We start from the raw sequence: 18,528 nt of genomic DNA on the forward strand, positions 1-18,528 counted from the left end.
GGCGGCACGGGTGGGCGCAGCGGCACCCGGCCAGTGCCGGTGAGCGAACCCACCCCCAAGCCCAACCCCGGCAAAGGGTGCTCAACCAAAAGGCTCCCGGCGCTCAGCACAGCCCCGGGAGCCTCCCCACACGTACCCCCAGCCCAAAACACGGCCAAGTCACAGCGACAGCGAAATCGCGGAGGATGCACGGATCGAACGTGCGCGGGCAAAACCCGACCACGGCTTAGCAAGCCGGTGCCTTACCACTCGGCCAATCCTCCGGGTGGGCGGCCCACGCGAAATGATTCGCGCGCTCGAAGCGGCCGCCCCGGGCAGCTCCCCGCAGGGGGGACGGACTCGACGGAGGGGTAACTACTCCGGAACCCGTCGTGGGCTGCCCCGCAGAGAACTCGACGTACCGTGCCTGAAGGACAGCATCGCCGGGCTCCTCTCCCAGAATCTGGCGCCGGCTCGATCCGGCGGCCTGGACACCAACCACTGTGCCCGGAGGCCAAGTCGCCCGCCACCGAATATCCGCCGCGCGGGCCGGTCACCGGCGGCGCCACCTGCGCCGTCGCGCCTTGCTGAAGAGCCATCCGGCGGGCGGCTCGTCCGACCGCCAGGGCTGCGGATCGGGGGCCTCCTGCCGCCAACGCGCCGCGAGCATCCGGGCCCGCGCCGACGGCTCGGCCGTCCCGGCAGTGCGTACGAAGTCCTCGTCCAGGACTATGTCGTCCCAGGCTTCCTCGCCCTCGCGCCCCCGTCCGGCACCGGCCTCGGCTCCGGGCCCCGACGTGGCCCCGGCTCCAGTCCGGGCACCCGGCCCAGTCCGCGGCCCCGCTCCCGCCCCGGCCGAACCGCTCGTCACCGGGCCCTGGGCCTCGCCGCCTTCGGGCGACACCTGCGCTGTCATCCCCGCTCCTCCCGCCTCCTGGCCGCCCTTCCTGGCCGCGGATGCCCCTTCGTTTGCCGCTTGCCCAGTGTGCCTGGGCCTGCGTGAAGCCCTGGTCAAGATCAAGTCGCCGAGATCACGAGGAGGATGGTCCTCCGGGGCCGAGCACCCCGGAGGGTTCCGTCACTCCTCGCCGGCCAGTTTCAACGTCCGCAGCTTCTGGCCCGCGAACCACGTCGCGCCCGCTGTGACGACCGTCAGCAGAATCACGGCGGTCGGCAGCCCGACGTCGGAGGTCACCAGGTCGCCGTCGGTGACCTTTTGGGCCACGGCGAGCGCCCACTGCTGAACGCTGAGCGTGCGCGCACCCTCCACCAGGGACCCGAAGAGGGCCTCCCAGACGAGCGCGTACACGAGCCCGAAGACCACCGCGTGCCGGGTGATCGTCCCGAGGAGCAGGAACATCGCCGCGTACGCGATCGAGGCGACCAGCGCCGCCACTGTGTAGGCGACCGCGATCTGCTGTCCGTTGCCGTTCAGGATCAGGCCCGCGAGCAGTGTCGGTATGGCCGAGAACGCCATCGTCACCGCGATCGCCACGATCAGCTTCGTGCAGATGATCGTCGGCCGTTTCACCGGCTTGGCCAGCAGATACACCACCGAGCCGTCGTCGATCTCCGGCCCGATCGCACCCGTTCCCGCGATGACGCCGATGATCGGCACCATCGTGGCGAGCGCGAACCCTCCGAGAAGGTCCGCTGCCACTTGATCATCGGCGCCGCTCAGGGCGCGCACGGCTACGGCGAGCACGATCAGCAGGGCGGGCAGCGCGCTGAGGATGAGGGCCCGACGCCGGCCGAGCAGTGCCCGGTAGGTGAGTCGGGCGACTGTGGGGTCGTACATCTTGGGCCTCCTACGCCGCGACCAGATACGAGAACACGGACTCAAGGGATTCGTCCGACGGCGAGACCGTCAGCAGACGGATGCCGTGGTCCCGGGCCACCCTCGGCAACAGGGCCGTGAACCGGCCGAAGTCGACGGCCTGGATGCGCAGCGCACCCTCGGCCAGGTCCACTTCGATCCCTGCGGTCGACGGGTCGGCGATCAGCGCGGCGGCCAGGGTCCGGTCGTCGCTGGAGCGCACCAGGTAGCGGTGAGGGCGGTCGGTCATCAGGCGGCGGATGCGCCGGAAGTCGCCGCTCGCCGCGTGCCGGCCGGCGACGATCACCTCGATGTGGGCGGCCAACTGCTCGACCTCTTCGAGGATGTGGGATGAGAACAGCACCGTGCGGCCCTCGTCGCCCATACGTCGCAGCAGGTCCATGAGCTGCATGCGCTGGCGCGGGTCCATGCCGTTGAACGGCTCGTCCAGCAGAAGCAGGGACGGCTCGTGGACCAGCGCGGACGCCATCTTCACGCGCTGGCGCATGCCCTTGGAGTACGTCGAGATCTTGCGGTCCTGCGCGTACTCCATCTCCACCGTGGCGAGCGCCCGCTGGGCCGCCTTCGCCCCGAGTCCGTGCAACTCGGCGTTGGCGACGACGAATTCACGGCCGGTGAGGAAGTCGTACATCGCCTCGCGTTCGGGGACGATGCCGATGTGCTTGTAGATCTGCTCGTTGCGCCACACCGGGGTGCCGTCGAGGGTGACGGAGCCCGTGGAGGGGGCGAGGAAGCCGCCCATCATGTTGATGAGAGTGGACTTGCCGGCGCCGTTCGGGCCGAGGAGGCCGGTGACGCCGGGGCCGATCGTCATCGTGATGTCGTTGACCGCCACCACGTTGCCGAACCAGCGCGAGACATGGTCGATGTTGAGCGTGGTCACAGCCCGACCTTTCGGTAGCGGCGCATCAGCAGGCCGTAGGAACCGGCGATGAGACCCAGGACGAAGAGGAGGTACACGACTCCTTGCCCACTGGACGGTCCGTGTCCGCCGGGAAAGGCGGAGGTGGCGCCCAGGAACGCGGTCTGCACACCGTCTATGAGCGTGATGGGCGAGAAGAGGCCGAGCCAGGGCACCGCGCCGGTGCTGGACTGCACGTCGGCGATGGCCTGGACGACGGACACCGCCCCGTAGGAGATGGTGAGGACGGCGATGACGGCCGCGATGCCGAAGCCGCGGCGCGGGGTGATCGCCGAGATCACCAGGCCGATGCCGGCGAAGAGGAGCGACAGCAGGGCCACGGACACCAGTCCTTGCGCGAATCCCTTGGTCTGGTCGGTGAAGTCGAGCTCGGCCAGCAGCGCGCCCACATAGAGCACGACCAGGGGCACGGCGGTGAGGACGAAGAGCGCCGAGGTCAGCGCCGCGAACTTCGCACGGACGTAGTCGGCGGTCTCGATCGGGCGCGAGAAGTACAGCGGGACGGTCTTGAAACGCAGGTCCCTCGAGACGGACTGCGGTGCCTGGGAGGCGACGTACAGGCTGATGACGGCCTGCATGATGACCGCGTAGTCGGTGTACTTGACGGGCAGGTCGTTGGCCTGGGTGGCGACCGCGACCGCCACCATGATGGCCGCCGGCACGCACATCACCGCGAAGAGCAGCATGGGCAGCACCTTGGACTTGGCCGAGCGGCCCAGCCCGTACGCGCCGCGCAGGGACTGCGAGTACAGCGAGCGGCGGGCGTAGGCGCGGCCCAGGCGGGGGCCGTCATAGGAGCGGTACCCGATGTTGTGGATGCGGCTCTGCTCACCCGCGCGCGCGGGGTGTTCACCGGCGAGGGCCGGTGCCTGTGCACCGTGCTGCTCAACCGCCATGGCCGACCGCCTCCTTCCGTGCGTCCTGGGCGCTCGCAGTGCCCGTCTGTTCGTCGTTGTCCTGGAAGACCTCGGCGATGTGGTGCCTGCGCTGTTCCATGCGCACCAGGCCGAGGCCCAGGTCGGCGACGACGTCGCGGATCAGGTCGTAGGTCTCCTCGCCCTGGGCGGTCAGGAGCAGGACGTGCCCGGCGCCCGGGAGGCCGCTGCCTTCGGAGACGGTCACCCCGCGCGAGTGGAGCGCCTCGCGCAGCGCGCGGGTGCCGTCCGGGTGTTCGTCGCTGTCGGTGACCTCGATGGCGAGGGTCGCCGTGCTCTGGGTGAAGTCCGTGGTGGAGCTGGACCGCAGGAGCTTGCCGCCGTCGACCACGACGACGTGGTCGCAGGTGCGCTCCAGTTCACCGAGCAGATGGGAGGTGACCAGGACCGAGATCCCGAAGTCGGTGTGGATGCGGCGGATCAGGCCGAGCATCTCGTCGCGGCCGACCGGGTCGAGGCCGTTGGTCGGCTCGTCCAGGAAGACCAGCTGCGGGTCGTGCACCAGGGCCTGGGCGAGTTTCACGCGCTGCTTCATGCCCGTGGAGTAGCCGCCTATAGGGCGGTACCGCTCCTCGTACAGGCCGACGTGGCGCAGGGTGTCCGCGGTCCGCTCACGCGCGGCGGTCGGCGGGAGTCCGGACATCCGAGCCATGTGCACGACGAACTCGGTGGCCGAGACGTCGGGCGGCAGGCAGTCGTGCTCCGGCATGTACCCCACACGTTCGCGGATGTCGCCGCCCTTCGTGGCGACGTCGAGGCCGAGCACTTCGGCACGGCCCTCCGAAGCGGGGGACAGGCCCAGGAGGATTTTGATCAGGGTGGACTTGCCGGCGCCATTGGCACCGACGAGTCCCGTCACACCGGGTCCGATGTCCACGGAGAGCCGGTCAAGAGCGGTCACCCTCGGGAACCGCTTGCTCAGGCTTTCGGTCGCGATCACAGTCACGTTTTCGACATTAGGGGCGGGGTGCCACCGCGGTCGTCACCCCGCAGAGCTGTCTCCGTCTCACTCTTGAGTCGTACGGGCCCGTAGGGGGCCTCACCCGCCGGTCCCCCCAGGGGTCACCCTGGGGTCACCCTGGGGTCGAACAACCCGATGGATCCGAGCCGTGCGACAGCGGTCGCTGTGAGGATGAACGACCGGCGCCGCCGTTCCGTGCCCGCCGTTTTCCACAGGTCGCGCCCATCCCCATTGACGCAGCCTCCAATCACTGTCACATTCATCAGTGTCATATTGCGCACACGGACCGTAGTCGATGAAGACAGGTGGGGCAGTGGCATGACCTCGGCACAGACAGGTGGACACACCGCGGAGCTGCGGGGGTTCAGGCAGGTGCAGACCCTCGCGTACGAGTGCGCGGAAGCGGTCGCGGCCCAGCTGAAGCCGGGTGTGAGCGAGCGTGAGGCGGCGCGGATGCAGCGTCGGTGGCTGCGCGAGCGCGGGGTGCGGGACTGGTTCCACCTGCCCTTCGCCTGGTTCGGGGACCGCACGGCGTTCGTGGGCTTCCGCATACCGCTGCAGTTCTTTCCCACCGATCGCCGTCTCGAAGCGGGCATGCCGTTCATCCTCGACATGGCCCCCATATACAAGGGCTTCACGGCGGACATCGGCTACTCGGGCTCTCTTGGGCCGAATCCCCTGCACGACAAGCTGATTACGGACCTCCAGGCGCACCGCGAGCTGATCCTGCGCGGGGTGCGCGAGCGCCGGCCGCTGCGCGAGATCTACCAGGACGTGGACCGGCTCATGGTCCGCCAGGGCTACGCCAACCGGCATCGCGCGTATCCCTTCGGTGTCATCGCGCACAAGGTGGGCCGGGTGAAGGAGCGGCGCTCGTCACCGCATGTCTTCGGGTTCGGCACCCAGTCCTTGAAGGGCCTGGCGGCCGACGCGCTGCACGGACATCGCGACGGGTGGTCGCCGCTGTGGTCGCCGTACCAGTTCTCCGACCACCCGCCGCAGCCGGGGCTGTGGGCGGTCGAGCCGCACCTCGGCTTCCGGGGTACGGGCGCGAAGTTCGAGGAGATCCTGGTCGTCACCGACTCCCGGGACGCCGAGGAGAGCGCGTTCTGGCTGGACGACGACCTGCCGCACGTCCGGCGGTGGGCGAAGGAGACGTGCCGATGAGCGAAGGGGGACACATGACCGGTGCGGTGGCGATCGAAGGCGCCCGGGAGCGCCGGGTGCGCGCGGACGGGGTCGAGCTGTGCGTCGCCGAGCTGGGCGACCGCGCGCAGCCGACCGTGCTGCTGGTGCACGGCTATCCCGACTCCAAGGAGGTCTGGTCCGAGGTCGCCGTACGGCTCGCGGAGCGCTTCCACGTAGTGCTGTACGACGTGCGCGGCCACGGTGGGTCGACGGCGCCGAAGCCGTTGCGCGGCGGATTCACACTGGAGAAGCTGACGGACGACTTCCTCGCGGTCGCGGACGCGGTCAGCCCGGACCGGCCCGTGCACCTGGTGGGGCACGACTGGGGTTCGGTGCAGGGCTGGGAGTTCGTGACGGTCGAGCGCGCCGAGGGACGTATCGCGTCCTTCACCTCGATGTCCGGGCCGTCCCTCGACCACATGGGGCACTGGATCAAGCGGCGGATGAAGCGCCCGACCCCACGCCGCGTCGCCCAACTCCTCGGCCAGGGCGCCAAGTCCTGGTACGTCTACGTGCTGCACACGCCCCTGCTGCCCGAGCTCGCCTGGCGCGGCCCACTCGGCAGACGGTGGCCGGGCATGGTCCGACGGGCCGAGAAGCTGCCCCAGGGCGGCTACCCGACCCCGTCGCTGCCCACGGACGCCGCGCACGGCGCGTGGCTGTACCGGGACAACATGCGAGCTCGACTGGCCCACCCCCGTGACGACGCGTACGCACACGCGCCAGTGCAGCTCATCACACCCCTGGAAGACCCGTTCCTCTCCGAACAGCTCTACGACGACCTGGAGTCGTGGGCTCCGCGGCTGACCCGCCGCACCCTGTCCGCCAAGCACTGGATCCCGCGCACACGGCCCGATCAACTGGCCTCCTGGATCACCGAGTTCGTCATGGCCACCGAAGGCGGACGGCCCGCACCGACGGCCACCGGGAAGTACACGGACCGGTTCGGCGGGCAGTTGGTGCTGGTCACAGGCGCGGCCGGCGGCATCGGCCGGGCCACGGCCTTCGCGTTCGCCGAGGCCGGCGCCCGCGTGGTCGCCGTCGACCTGGACGCCGAAGGAGCGGCCCGCACCGCGGAGTTGTCCCGGCTGATCGGCGCCCCCGAATCCTGGGCCGAGACGGTCGACGTCTCGGACGAGCAGGCCATGGAGAAGCTGGCCGAGAAGGTCGCCGCCGAGTACGGCGTGGTGGATGTGCTGGTGAACAACGCGGGAATCGGGCTCTCGGGGTCCTTCCTCGACACCACCACCGAGGACTGGCGGAAGGTCCTCGACGTCAATCTGTGGGGCGTGATCCACGGCTGCCGGCTCTTCGGGAAGCAGATGGCCGAGCGTGGGCAGGGCGGCCACATCGTCAACACCGCCTCGGCGGCGGCGTACCTGCCCTCCAGGTCGCTGCCCGCGTACGGCACCTCCAAGGCGGCCGTGCTGATGCTGAGCGAGTGCCTGCGCGCGGAGCTGGCCGGGCAGGGCATCGGTGTGTCGGCGATCTGCCCCGGCATCGTCAACACCTCCATCACCTCGACCGCGCGCTTCACCGGCGTCGACGCCGAGGAGGAGAAGCGCCGGCAGCGGAAGACCGCACGGCTGTACGGACTGCGGAACTACCCGCCGGAGAAGGTCGCGGACGCCGTCCTGCGCGCGGTCGTACGCAACCAGGCCGTGGTCCCGGTCAGCCCCGAGGCACATGGTGGCCGTCTTCTGTCCCGCCTCGCCCCAAGAGCGCTGCGCGCGCTCGCACGGTTGGAGCCGCCGCTGTGAGCCCTCAGGACGAACGGCACGAGGACGGGCACGAGAACGACAACGGGCACTACCGCATCGTCCCGCGCCGGGTCTCCTTCGACTGGGAGAAGACCCCGCTGCATTGGATACCCGGCGAGCCCACCGCCACCCACGTCGTCAACGTGCTGCATCTGCTGTTGCCGGCGGGGGAGCGGTGGTTCGTGAAGGTGTTCAAGGAGGCCCTACCGCTGGTCAGGGACCCCGAACTCCTCAGGGACGTCAAGGGCTTCATGGGGCAGGAGGCGACGCACAGCGTGCAGCACGCCTATGTGCTGAACCATCTCGCGGCGCAGCGGCTCGACACCGCGGACTTCACCAGGCACGTCGACTTCCTCTTCGAGAAGCTGCTCGGCGAGGCCCCTCCCCTCGGAGCGCCGATTCCGCCCCGGGAGTGGCTGCGCTTGCGACTGTCGGTGATCGCGGCGATAGAGCAGTTCACGGCGGTGCTCGGCGACTGGGTGCTGGCCGCCGAAGGGCTCGACCGGGCCGGATCGGACGAGGTCATGCTCGACCTGCTGCGCTGGCACGGCGCGGAGGAGGTCGAGCACCGCGCGGTCGCCTTCGACATGTTCCAGCACTGCGCCGGCCGGGGCCGGCCCCGCTACACCCGCCGGGTCGCGGGCACGGCGGTCACCGCGCCGGTGATGCTGTACATGTGGGCGTGGGGAGCCGCGTACCTCATACGGCACGACCCGAAGCTCGCCGGACGCCTGCGCTATTCGCTCGCCGCTCACAACAGGGCCGTACGCAAGGGTCTGTTGCCCACGTGGAAGGAGCTCGGCGCGGCCGTGCCCCGCTATCTGCGCCGCTCCTACCATCCCGCGCAGGAGGGTTCGCTGCGCAGAGCGGTCGAGTATCTGGCGCAGTCGCCCGCGGCACAGTCGGCGGCGGGAGCTATCGCGCGGGCTGCGACAGCGTAGTCGCGGGCGGACAGCTCGAGTAGGCAGAAGGAGGCAAGAGGACCGTGTACGACGAGCCGGCCGTGGCCGTGTACCGCATCGAGGACCTGGCGCATCGCAGCGGTGCCACGGTCCGGACGATCCGCGCCTACCAGGACCGCGGGCTGCTCCCCCGCCCCGAGCGGCGGGGCCGGGCGAACGTGTACTCGGACGCGCATCTCACCAGGCTGCGCCAGATCGCCGACCTCCTCGACCGCGGCTACACCCTGGCCTCCATCAAGGAGCTCCTGGAGGCCTGGGACACGGGCCGCGGCCTCGGCGGGGTGCTGGGCCTGGTCGCGGAGGTGGACGGACCGTGGACCGACGAGGAGGCCGTACGGATCTCGCGGACCGAGCTGATCGAGCGGTTCGGCGGTGCTCCGGACGAGGCGGCGGTGGCGGACGCGGTCGAGCTGGGCGTCCTGGAGCCCGTGCCCGGTGAGGAGGACCTGTTCCTCGTCCAGAGCCCCCAAGAGCTGGCGGTGGCCGCCGAGTTGTACGAGGCGGGGGTTCCACTGTCCGCGATCTCGGGCCATCTACGGGAGTTGAGGGACCAGGTCGAGCACATCGCCGCCCGTTTCCTGGACTTCACCACCGAGCACGTCTTCGCCCGCTACCTCGGGCAGCACCAGCCACCGACCGAGGCCGAAGCGGCGCAGGCGGCCACGCTCGTACGACGGCTGAGGCCGCTCGCCCAACAGACCGTGGACGCGGAACTCGCTCGCGCGATGCGGCTGTTCGCCACCCGGCAGCTGCGCCGACAGCTCGGTTCGGAGACACCCCCCGAGCCTGCGGTCGAGTTGTGTGTCGTACGGATCCCGGTCTCCACAATGCGAGCCGTCGAAAAGCTGGTTGGCCCGGAGCAGGCCTCGGCATTCATCGCGGCGGCAGCCGAACGGGAGGTACAGTCACGAACCCTGGACACGCTCACAGCAAATGGTCACGAAAGCAACAAACTTGGTCAAGGTACCTGAATCGACCGTGTGGTTGTCCACAGAATCTCCAATTTTCCTGTGGATAACTACACTTGGCTGTGGATCAAACATCCGGATCGAAATCAGATGCGTGACACGTGTCTCGCCAGGCACGCTGGCGGGATGAACGAAAGACGCACCGCAAGGGTGTCGAAGTACCTCTCGAAACACCTGCGGCACCAGCCGGAGCGGATCGGGCTCACGCTCGACGAGAGCGGCTGGGTCGGGATCGACACGCTCATCGCGGCGGCCGCCGCCCACGGCTTCCATTTCACCCGGGCGGAACTCGACCTCGTGGTCGAGACCAACGACAAGCGGCGCTTCGCGGTCGAGGACGACCGGATCCGCGCCAACCAGGGCCACACCGTCGAGGTCGACCTCGGACTGCCCCCGGCGCCTCCGCCGCCGTACCTCTACCACGGCACCGTGGCCGCCTATTTGGGCGCGATCCAGGCAGAGGGCCTGCGCGCCATGAACCGCCACGACGTACACCTCTCGCCCGACCGCGACACCGCCACCCGCGTCGGCGCCCGCCGCGGCCGCCCCGTGGTGCTCTCCGTGGACGCCGGCGCCATGCACCGTGACGGCCACGTCTTCCGTGTCAGCGACAACGGGGTGTGGCTGACCGAGGCCGTGCCGCCCGAGTACCTCCGCTTCCCGGAGACACACTGAGCGGGGTCCCGCCGAGACCCGACCTGCCCAGCCCTCAGCCCCAGCCCCCTGTTCTTTTACGAGCCTGCCCAGCCTCCACCGAGGCTGACCGGTCCTGACAATTCCTGGCCCGTCCGGACCGGTCCGGACCATCCGGCGGCTGCGCTTACGCTCGATATATGAGTCTGCGTCTGAGCACCGTGATCCTGCCGTACCTCCGCTGGCACGAGGGCGGCCGTGCCACATGGCATCGGGCCGAGCAGCTCGGGTTCCACACCGCGTTCACGTACGACCATCTGTCGTGGCGGACCTTCCGGGACGGGCCGTGGTTCGGCGCCGTGCCGACCCTCACCGCGGCAGCCGCCGTCACCGACCGGCTGCGCCTCGGCACCCTGGTGACCTCGCCGAACTTCCGGCACCCGGTGACCCTCGCCAAGGAGCTGATCTCCCTCGACGACATCTCCGGCGGCCGGATCACCCTCGGCGTCGGCGCAGGCGGCACCGGCTTCGACGCCACCGCCCTCGGCCAGGAGCCGTGGACCCCGCGCGAGCGCGCCGACCACTTCGCCGAGTTCGTACCCCTGCTCGACCGGCTGCTCACCGAGGACTCCGTCTCGTACGAGGGCGACCACTACTCGGCCCACGAGGCGCGCAACATCCCCGGCTGCGTGCAGCTCCCCCGGCTACCCTTCGCGGTGGCCGCCACCGGCCCTCGCGGGATGCGCCTGGCGGCACGGTACGGGCAGGCATGGGTGACCACCGGGGACCCCAAGCTGTACCAGTCGGGCACCCCCGAACAGTCGGTTCAAGCCATTCACGGGCAGGTCGAGAGGCTGGCCGACACTGCTGCCGCGCTCGGCCGTGACGCGGCCCGACTCGACAAGATCCTGCTCACAGGCTTCACCCCGGACCGCGGTCGACCGCTGGAGTCGCTGGACGCGTTCGTGGACTTCGCGGGCCGCCACGCCGAGCTGGGCTTCACCGACATCGTGATCCACTGGCCGATCCCGGACTCCGACTTCGCCGCGGACGAGAAGGTCTTCGAGCGCATCGCCATGGAGGCACCGGCCCAGCTGGCGTGAGAGCACCCGGGACCGGCGGAGCCGGGGCCGTCGCTGCCGGGGCACGCACGACGAGCCGTACGCCCAGGGACGACAGCCATGCGGGCACACGGGGGACCGCTGTACGAGCACAAGGGGAAGTGCCGTGCGGGCCGCGTACGGACGACCGGTCGTGGCAGCGCGAGGACAGCCGGTCGCGGCCGCACCAGGCCGGCCAGTCGTAACAGCGCAGGTACAGCGCACACAGCGCAGGAAGCGGACCGGGAGGGCGGTAATCACTCACCTGTGCAGGGGCCCGCACGACCGTGCGCGCATATGCGCGACAATGGGATCCGTGACCTCAGCGACGAGACAGCCCGAGACCCCGGCCCCGACCGTCCCGATCCGGCTGATAGCCACGGACCTCGACGGCACCCTGCTCCGCGACGACAAATCGGTCTCCCCCCGTACCGTCGCCGCCCTCGCGGCCGCCGAGGAGGCCGGCATCGAGGTCTTCTTCGTCACCGGCCGCCCGGCCCGCTGGATGGACGTCGTCAGCGAACACGTGCACGGCCACGGCCTCGCGATCTGCGGCAACGGCGCCGCTGTGGTCGACCTGCACGGCTGCCCCGGCAACCACCGCTTCGTCAAGGTCCGCGCCCTGGCACGGGAGAACGCGCTCGACGCCGTACGGCTGCTGCGCGAGGCCGCGCCCGGCAGCGTGTACGCGGTCGAGCAGACGTACGGCTTCAACCAGGAGCCCGAGTACCCGAAGCTGCACATGGAGGTCCCTGACGCCCTCGCCCCCGCCGAGAAGCTGCTGGCGCCGGGCGGTGTCGCCGATCACGAGCCGGTGCTGAAGATCCTCGCGTACCACCCCTCGATCGACCCCGACGCCTTCCTCACCGCCGCCCGCATCGCCATCGGCGACCGCGCCACCGTCACCCGCTCCAGCCCCAGCGCGCTGCTGGAGATCAGCGGCCCGGGCGTCTCCAAGGCCAGTACCCTCGCCCTGTGCTGCGCCGAGCGCGGCATCTCCCACGAGGAGGTCGTCGCCTTCGGTGACATGCCGAACGACGTCGAGATGCTCACCTGGGCGGGCCAGTCGTACGCCATGGGCAACGCCCACCCGGACGTCCTCGCCGCAGCCTCCGGCCGGACCGTCGCCAACAACGAGGACGGGGTGGCGGTCGTGATCGAGCGGTTGCTGGCGGAACGGCTGTAGCCGCGACGGCTGCGACCACCGCAGCCACCGCAGCCACCGCAGCCACCGACAGACATGGCCCGCGCCGTGCACAGCTACAACCGCACCCCGTGCTTGAGCAGCCACGGCACGGGGTCCACGCCCGACCCCAGCTCCGGAGTGACCCGCACCTCGAAATGCAGGTGCGGCCCAGTGGAGTTGCCGGTGGTGCCCGACTGGCCGATCCACTGCCCCGGGTCCACCCGTTCGCCCTGGTCGACGGTGACCGCGGCGAGGTGGGCGTACTGGGTGTAGTAGCCGTCCTCGTGCTGGACGACGACCTCGATGCCGAAGGCGCCTCCGCACGACACCTTCACCACACGCCCTGCCCCGACCGCCCGCACCGGCGTGCCGATCGGCGCCGCGAAGTCCTGCCCGGTGTGCCGACTGGCCCAGCGCTCACCGCCGCTGCCGTAGCCCGCGGACAGTTCGTACGTCTCCACGGGCGCGACCCACGCGCTCGTGCGGCCGGTGACCGGCTGGTCCAATCGGACGGCTCCCCGGCAGGCACCGGCCGCGACTGCCACGTCGGCCTGCCCCTGGAGCGTCCACTGTGCCTCTTCGAGCTTCTGCTGGATCGTCTGCTTGATCTCGGCCAGTTCGGAGTTGCGCCCCTCCAGCGCCTGCCACGCGGTCGTGGCCTTCGCCTCGTCCGCGGCCAGCCTCGACTCCGCGCGACGGCTCTTGGCCACGGCGTTGTTGACCGCCAGATCGGCCTGCCAGACGGCTCGCTGACCTCGCATCAGCTCCTCGGCATCCTCCGCGAGCAGCATCTGCGCGGTATACGGCACCCCGCCGCCCTCCCGGTACTGGGCGCGCGCGATCCGGCCGAGGTCGGCGTTCAACACCGCGATCTGCCGCCGCTCCCGCGCGAGCAGGGTCTCCAGCCGCCGTGCCTCCGCCTTCTGCTTCTCCGCCGCCCGCCGCCCCGCCTCGTACTGCTGTGTCGCCACCGCCGCGTCCTCGAACAGCCGCGCCACCTGAGCGCTGATCCCGGCCTCCCCGGGCGCCCCCGGGGCCCCGCCGCCGTCGCTCTCTGCCGCCGTGGGCCGGGCCACGAGAACCGCCGCGGCACACAACAGCCCGACGACGAACAACGGATGCCGACGAGAAAGACGCATGCCAGCGATCGTGGCCCGCGCCGGCGCCTCCGGCCTGTTCGAGTCGGTCCGTCCGGGGGACGGCGTGCCCCGGACGGACCAAATCACTGGGCCGAACAGGGGCCCGGCTGCGGGGCGTTCGACGGGGGAGCCGATCGGCAGCACTCAGGCCGCTGTTCCGCAGCCGGACGTTGGAAGGTGAGGACGGCAGAGCGGATCCCCTGGATCTTCACGACCAGCCCGGCGACGGCCCGGCCCACGCCCTCACGCACCTTGAGGAGTGAGCCACTCAGACCCCGGCCAGCAGCTCCCCCGCCGCCTCCCGCTCCAGCATCGCCCGCAAGGGGCCGTCCACGGCGGCCAGTTCCGCGTACGACCCGCGCTGGGCGACGCGTCCCTCCGCCAACACGACCACCTCGTCCACCGCCTCAAGGCCGGCCAGCCGATGGGTGATCAGCAGGGTCGTACGCCCCTCGGTCGCGGCCAGCAGATCCGCGGTGAGCGCGTCGGCGGTCGGCAGGTCCAGGTGTTCCGCCGGCTCGTCGAGGACGAGGACCGGGAAATCGGCCAGCAGGGCGCGGGCGAGGGCGAGCCGCTGCCGCTGGCCGCCGGAGAGCCGAGCCCCGTGCTCACCGATCAGGGTGTCGAGCCCGTCGGGCAGTTCGTCGGCCCAGTCGAGCAACCGCGCCCGCGACAGCGCGTCCCGCAGCTCCGCCTCGCCCGCGTCCTTCCGGGCCAGCAGCAGGTTCTCCCGCACGGAACTGTCGAAGAGGTGCGCGTCCTGGGCACACAGCCCCACGAGCCGCCGTACGGCGTCCCCGTCGAGCGCGTACGCGTCCACACCGCCCAGCGTGTACGTCCCCTCGCGGGCGTCCAGAAACCGCAGCAGCACCTGCGCGAGCGTCGTCTTGCCCGCCCCCGAGACGCCGACCACGGCGACCCTGTGCCCCTGTTCGAGGGTGAGGCCCAGCCCGGCGAGCGCGTCCCGGCCCTGCCCGGCGTATCGAGCGCCGAGCCCTTCGAGACGCAAGGGAAAAGGCGACACCGGCGGCGCCGCGGGCCGTTCCGGCTCGCGTACGGGGTCGGAGGCGTCCAGCACCTCGTACACGCGCTCCGCGCTCCTGCGTACCCGCTGGCGGAACTGGACGGCGAGCGGCATGCCCAGCACCGCCTCGAACGCGGCCAGCGGGGTGAGGACGACGACCGCCATGGCCACGCCGCTCAGCCGCCCGTCGACGACCGCCTGGGCGCCGAAGAACGCGGTGGCCGCGACGGTGAGCCCGGAGACGAGTGCGGTGAGCCCGTCGCCGAGCGCGGTGGCGGTGGCGGCGCGGGAGGCGATGCGGGTGAGCACGTGGTCGGCCTGTCGCGCCTCGGCGGTACGTGCGGGCAGAGCACCCGCGACCGTCAACTCGGCGGTACCGGTGAGCAGATCGGCCACCCTGGTGGCCAGCACCCCGCGAGCCGGCGCCAGCCGGTGCTCCGCCCGCCGGGCCACCGCCCCGGTCACGAGGGGCACTGCGGCCCCGGCGGCGAGCAGCCCGACCGCGAGGACGGCTCCGGCCTCGGGCAGCAGCCAGGCGGTGAAGCCGACGGAGGCGGCGGACACGGCCACCGCGGCACCGGCGGGCAACAGCCACCGCACCCAGTAGTCCTGCAGGGCGTCCACGTCGGAGACCAGCCTCGAGAGCAGGTCGCCCCGCCGTGTCGTCCGGAGCCCGGCGGGCGCCAGCCGCTCAAGGCGCCGGTAGACGGCCACCCTCGTGTCGGCCAGCATCCGCAGCACGGTGTCGTGCGACACCAGCCGCTCCGCGTACCGGAACACCGCCCGCCCGATGCCGAACGCCCGCGTCGCCGTCACCGCGACCATCAGATACAGCACCGGAGGCTGCTGCGAGGCCCGCGATATCAGCCACCCGGAGGTCGCCATCAGCCCGACGGCACTGCCCAGCGCGAGACTGCCGAGCAACAGGGCGAGGGCGAGCCGGCCCCGCCGGGGCCCGGCCATACGGCGGACACGGCTGAGCACACAGCGCCGCACGGTGAGAGGGGCCGTTGCGGAGTGAACGCTCCCGCCATCCGCGGCCTTCTCAGCCGCCTCCGCGTCAATGGCCCGCCCGTCCGCCGCTCCCCGGAGGCCGGACTCTCCATGGGCCTCCCGTTCCTCAAGGGGGTCAGGGGTACCGGCAGGCACCCATGAGGGCAGATCGTCGGCGGCCCGTCCCTCCAGCCGCACCACACGGTCCGCCACCTCCAGCAGCGCCGGCCGGTGCACCACCAGCAGCACGGTCCGGCCCACCGCCAGCCGCCGCACCGCCTCCACGACCCCCGCCTCCGTCTCCCCGTCCAGCGAGGCCGTCGGCTCGTCGAGAAGCAGTACGGGCCGGTCGGCGAGGAACGCCCGGGCGAGGGCGAGCCGCTGCCGCTGTCCGGCGGAGAGCCCGGCACCGTCCTCGCCGAGGACCGTCTCGGTCCCGGCGGGCAGCGCGTCCACGAACTCCAGCGCCCCCGCGTCGGCGAGCGCCCGCCGCACCGCCGCGTCGTCCGCTTCCGGACGGGCCAGCCGTACGTTCTCGGCGATCGACCCGGCGTACAGATGCGGCCGTTGCGGCACCCACGCGATGTGCGAACGCCACTCGTCCAGGTCGAGTGAGGCGAGATCGGCTCCCCCGACCCGCACCCGGCCCGCCGTGGCGCTCGTAAATCCCAGCAGGACGTTCAGCAGCGTCGACTTGCCCACCCCACTCGGCCCGACGAGGGCCACCGTCTCCCCGGTGGCGACCGTGAAGGACACGACCGAGGCGGCGTCGTACGACCGCCCCGGGTACCGGACGGTCACCCCGTCGAAGCGGATGTCACCGGCGGGAGGCACAGCCCCCGTCCCGGACACCGGCACCGGCGTCTCCAGGACCTCGAAGATCTCCTCGGCCGCCGCCAGTCCCTCGGCGGCGGCGTGGAACTGGGCGCCCACCTGCCGGACGGGCAGATACGCCTCGGGGGCGAGGATCAGGATGACCAGCCCGATGTACAGGTCCATCTCACCGTGCACGAGCCGCATCCCGATGGTGACGGCGACCAGCGCCACCGAGATCGTCGCGAGCAGCTCCAGCGCGAAGGACGACAGGAACGCGATCCGCAGCGTCCGCATGGTCGCCTGCCGGTACTCCCCGGTGATCCGCTTGATCGACTCGGCCTGCGCCTTGGCCCGGCCGAACACCTTCAGCGTGGGCAGCCCGGCGACGACATCCAAAAAGTGCCCCGCCAGCTGTGACAGCAGCCGCCACTGACGGTCCATCTGCGATCGCGTGGCCCAGCCGATCAGCACCATGAAGACCGGGATCAGCGGCAGCGTGCCGACGATGATCGCCGCCGACACCCAGTCCTCCGTGACGATCCGCGCGAGCACCGCCACGGGTACGACGACGGCAAGGCCCAGCTGCGGCAGGTAGCGCGAGAAGTAGTCGTCGAGCGCGTCGACCCCACGGGTGGCGAGGGCGACCAGCGAACCCGTGCGCCGCCCGCTCAGCCAGCCGGGGCCCAGCGCGGCGGCCCGCTCCAGCAAGCGGCCCCGCAGCTCCGACTTCACCGCCACGCTCGCGCGGTGAGCGGCCAGTTCGGTGAGCCAGGAGACCAGCGCCCGCCCGAGCGCCACAGCAGTCAACAGCAGCAGGGGAGTACGGAGTTCAGCGACGGCCATCCCGTGCTGGAAAACACCCACCACCACTTCGGCGATGAGCATCGCCTGCGCGATGACGAGTGCGGCCCCGACGATGCCCAGGCCGACGACGACCATCAGGAAGAGGCGGGTGGCGCGGGCGTACCGCAGCAGTCGGGGGTCGATTGGTTTCACGTGAAACACCCTCTCCTCAGCGGGCATGTTTCACGTGAAACATGCCTCTTCGACTCAAGGAGGCGTGTTTCACGTGAAACATCGTCAAACACACCCCACGCCCTGCCTCAGTGCGCCGACTCGGCGAGGTGCTGCGTGCCGATGCGCTTGCGGAACACCCAGTACGTCCAGCCCTGGTAGAGCATCACGACCGGCGTCGCGATCGCCGCGCACCACGTCATGATCTTCAAGGTGTATGGGCTCGACGAGGCGTTGGTGACCGTAAGGCTCCACTCCTCGTTCAGCGAGGACGGCATGACGTTCGGGAAGAGCGTCAGGAAGAGCATCGCGACGGCCGCCACAATGGTGACTCCCGACAGGGCGAACGCCCAGCCCTCGCGCCCCGCTCGCACCGCCACCAGCGCCGTCACGAGCGCGGCTACGGCCACGACCGCCGCGACCAGCGAGACGCCGTCACCCTTCTCGATCTGCGTCCAGAGCAGGAACAACAGCGCCAGTCCTGCCGATACAGCACCGACGCGCAGCGCCAGCTGCCGCGCCCGCTCCCGGATGTCCCCGACGGTCTTGAGCCCGACGAACACCGCCCCGTGGAAGGTGAAGAGCGTCAGCGTGACCAGACCACCCAGGAGGGCGTACGGATTGAGCAGGTCGGCGAGAGTACCCACGTACTCGAAGTCGCGGTCGATCTTCACTCCGCGCACGATGTTGGCGAAGGCCACACCCCAGAGGAAGGCGGGGAGCAGCGAGGTCCAGAAGATCGCCGTCTCCCAGTTGCGCTGCCAGTTCTCCTCGGGCCGCTTCACCCGGTACTCGAAGGCGACACCGCGGACGATCAGGCAGACCAGGATGAGCAGCAGCGGCAGATAGAAGCCGGAGAAGAGGGTGGCGTACCACTCGGGGAAGGCGGCGAAGGTCGCGCCGCCCGCCGAGAGCAGCCACACTTCGTTGCCGTCCCAGACCGGTCCGATGGTGTTGATGAGGACCCGCTTCTCCGGACGGTTCCGGGCCAGCAACTTGGTGAGGACACCGACCCCGAAGTCGAAGCCCTCCAGGAAGAAGTAGCCGATCCAGAGGACGGCGATGAGGACGAACCAGACGTCGTGAAGTTCCATGACTGTGCTCCCTCGGC

15 protein-coding genes and 1 tRNA gene are annotated in these 18,528 nt (G+C 70.7%); 7 read left to right on the forward strand and 9 right to left on the reverse strand.

Annotated features, from left to right (window positions below):
• Positions 1 to 179: 179 nt before the first annotated feature.
• From I8N67_RS33630 to I8N67_RS33655, 6 genes are all read right to left on the reverse strand, one after another.
• Positions 180 to 263: transfer RNA gene (locus tag I8N67_RS33630), tRNA-Ser, on the reverse strand.
• 269 nt (positions 264 to 532) lie between these two features.
• Positions 533 to 895 carry an SGM_3592 family protein gene (locus I8N67_RS44935; protein WP_443729052.1) on the reverse strand — a complete coding sequence of 121 codons (363 nt, stop codon included), beginning with the start codon at positions 893 to 895 and terminating at the stop codon, positions 533 to 535.
• A 162-nt stretch (positions 896 to 1,057) separates the two neighbouring features.
• On the reverse strand, positions 1,058 to 1,777 hold the full coding sequence (locus I8N67_RS33640; RefSeq protein ID WP_200308056.1) for an ABC transporter permease: 720 nt from the start codon (positions 1,775 to 1,777) through the stop codon (positions 1,058 to 1,060).
• 10 nt (positions 1,778 to 1,787) lie between these two features.
• Positions 1,788 to 2,699, reverse strand: coding sequence for an ABC transporter ATP-binding protein (locus I8N67_RS33645; RefSeq protein WP_200308057.1), 912 nt, complete (start codon positions 2,697 to 2,699; stop codon positions 1,788 to 1,790).
• A complete protein-coding gene (locus I8N67_RS33650) occupies positions 2,696 to 3,634 on the reverse strand; it encodes an ABC transporter permease subunit (RefSeq protein ID WP_200308058.1) in 939 nt (312 codons plus the stop codon). Before I8N67_RS33650 ends, I8N67_RS33645 begins: the two co-directional genes overlap by 4 nt.
• Positions 3,624 to 4,613: an ABC transporter ATP-binding protein gene (locus I8N67_RS33655; RefSeq protein WP_200308082.1), complete on the reverse strand. Its 990-nt coding sequence runs from the start codon at positions 4,611 to 4,613 to the stop codon at positions 3,624 to 3,626. The genes I8N67_RS33650 and I8N67_RS33655 overlap by 11 nt, the downstream gene beginning before the upstream one ends.
• A 339-nt stretch (positions 4,614 to 4,952) precedes the next feature.
• Between I8N67_RS33655 and I8N67_RS33660 the strand changes: the two genes are divergently transcribed.
• The 7 genes from I8N67_RS33660 to I8N67_RS33690 all read left to right on the forward strand — a co-directional run bounded on the left by I8N67_RS33660 (position 4,953) and on the right by I8N67_RS33690 (position 12,431).
• Positions 4,953 to 5,801, forward strand: a complete 849-nt coding sequence (locus I8N67_RS33660) for a M24 family metallopeptidase (RefSeq protein ID WP_200308059.1) — start codon at positions 4,953 to 4,955, stop codon at positions 5,799 to 5,801.
• Complete coding sequence (locus tag I8N67_RS33665) at positions 5,798 to 7,582, forward strand: SDR family oxidoreductase (RefSeq protein ID WP_200308060.1); 1,785 nt, start codon at positions 5,798 to 5,800, stop codon at positions 7,580 to 7,582. The genes I8N67_RS33660 and I8N67_RS33665 overlap by 4 nt, the downstream gene beginning before the upstream one ends.
• Positions 7,579 to 8,523, forward strand: a complete 945-nt coding sequence (locus I8N67_RS33670) for a metal-dependent hydrolase (protein WP_200308061.1) — start codon at positions 7,579 to 7,581, stop codon at positions 8,521 to 8,523. The genes I8N67_RS33665 and I8N67_RS33670 overlap by 4 nt, the downstream gene beginning before the upstream one ends.
• A gap of 44 nt (positions 8,524 to 8,567) precedes the next feature.
• A complete protein-coding gene (locus tag I8N67_RS33675) occupies positions 8,568 to 9,515 on the forward strand; it encodes a MerR family transcriptional regulator (protein WP_200308062.1) in 948 nt (315 codons plus the stop codon).
• A gap of 123 nt (positions 9,516 to 9,638) precedes the next feature.
• Positions 9,639 to 10,187: an RNA 2'-phosphotransferase gene (locus I8N67_RS33680; RefSeq protein WP_200308063.1), complete on the forward strand. Its 549-nt coding sequence runs from the start codon at positions 9,639 to 9,641 to the stop codon at positions 10,185 to 10,187.
• Positions 10,188 to 10,345: 158 nt separating this feature from the next.
• Positions 10,346 to 11,248, forward strand: coding sequence for an LLM class flavin-dependent oxidoreductase (locus I8N67_RS33685; RefSeq protein ID WP_200308064.1), 903 nt, complete (start codon positions 10,346 to 10,348; stop codon positions 11,246 to 11,248).
• A gap of 313 nt (positions 11,249 to 11,561) precedes the next feature.
• Positions 11,562 to 12,431 carry an HAD family hydrolase gene (locus I8N67_RS33690; RefSeq protein WP_200308065.1) on the forward strand — a complete coding sequence of 290 codons (870 nt, stop codon included), beginning with the start codon at positions 11,562 to 11,564 and terminating at the stop codon, positions 12,429 to 12,431.
• Positions 12,432 to 12,505: 74 nt separating this feature from the next.
• Here the strand turns inward: I8N67_RS33690 and I8N67_RS33695 are convergent, their stop codons facing one another.
• The 3 genes from I8N67_RS33695 to cydB all read right to left on the reverse strand — a co-directional run bounded on the left by I8N67_RS33695 (position 12,506) and on the right by cydB (position 18,511).
• Positions 12,506 to 13,570 (reverse strand): peptidoglycan DD-metalloendopeptidase family protein, encoded by a 1,065-nt coding sequence (locus I8N67_RS33695; RefSeq protein WP_200308066.1) that lies wholly within the window; start codon positions 13,568 to 13,570, stop codon positions 12,506 to 12,508.
• 268 nt (positions 13,571 to 13,838) lie between these two features.
• Positions 13,839 to 17,408 carry a thiol reductant ABC exporter subunit CydD gene (gene cydD / locus I8N67_RS33700; protein ID WP_200308067.1) on the reverse strand — a complete coding sequence of 1,190 codons (3,570 nt, stop codon included), beginning with the start codon at positions 17,406 to 17,408 and terminating at the stop codon, positions 13,839 to 13,841.
• A 98-nt stretch (positions 17,409 to 17,506) separates the two neighbouring features.
• Positions 17,507 to 18,511: a cytochrome d ubiquinol oxidase subunit II gene (cydB, locus tag I8N67_RS33705; RefSeq protein ID WP_200308068.1), complete on the reverse strand. Its 1,005-nt coding sequence runs from the start codon at positions 18,509 to 18,511 to the stop codon at positions 17,507 to 17,509.
• Positions 18,512 to 18,528: the final 17 nt, after the last annotated feature.

It is taken from the genome of Streptomyces adelaidensis (assembly GCF_016598475.1).
Taxonomy (GTDB): domain Bacteria; phylum Actinomycetota; class Actinomycetes; order Streptomycetales; family Streptomycetaceae; genus Streptomyces; species Streptomyces adelaidensis.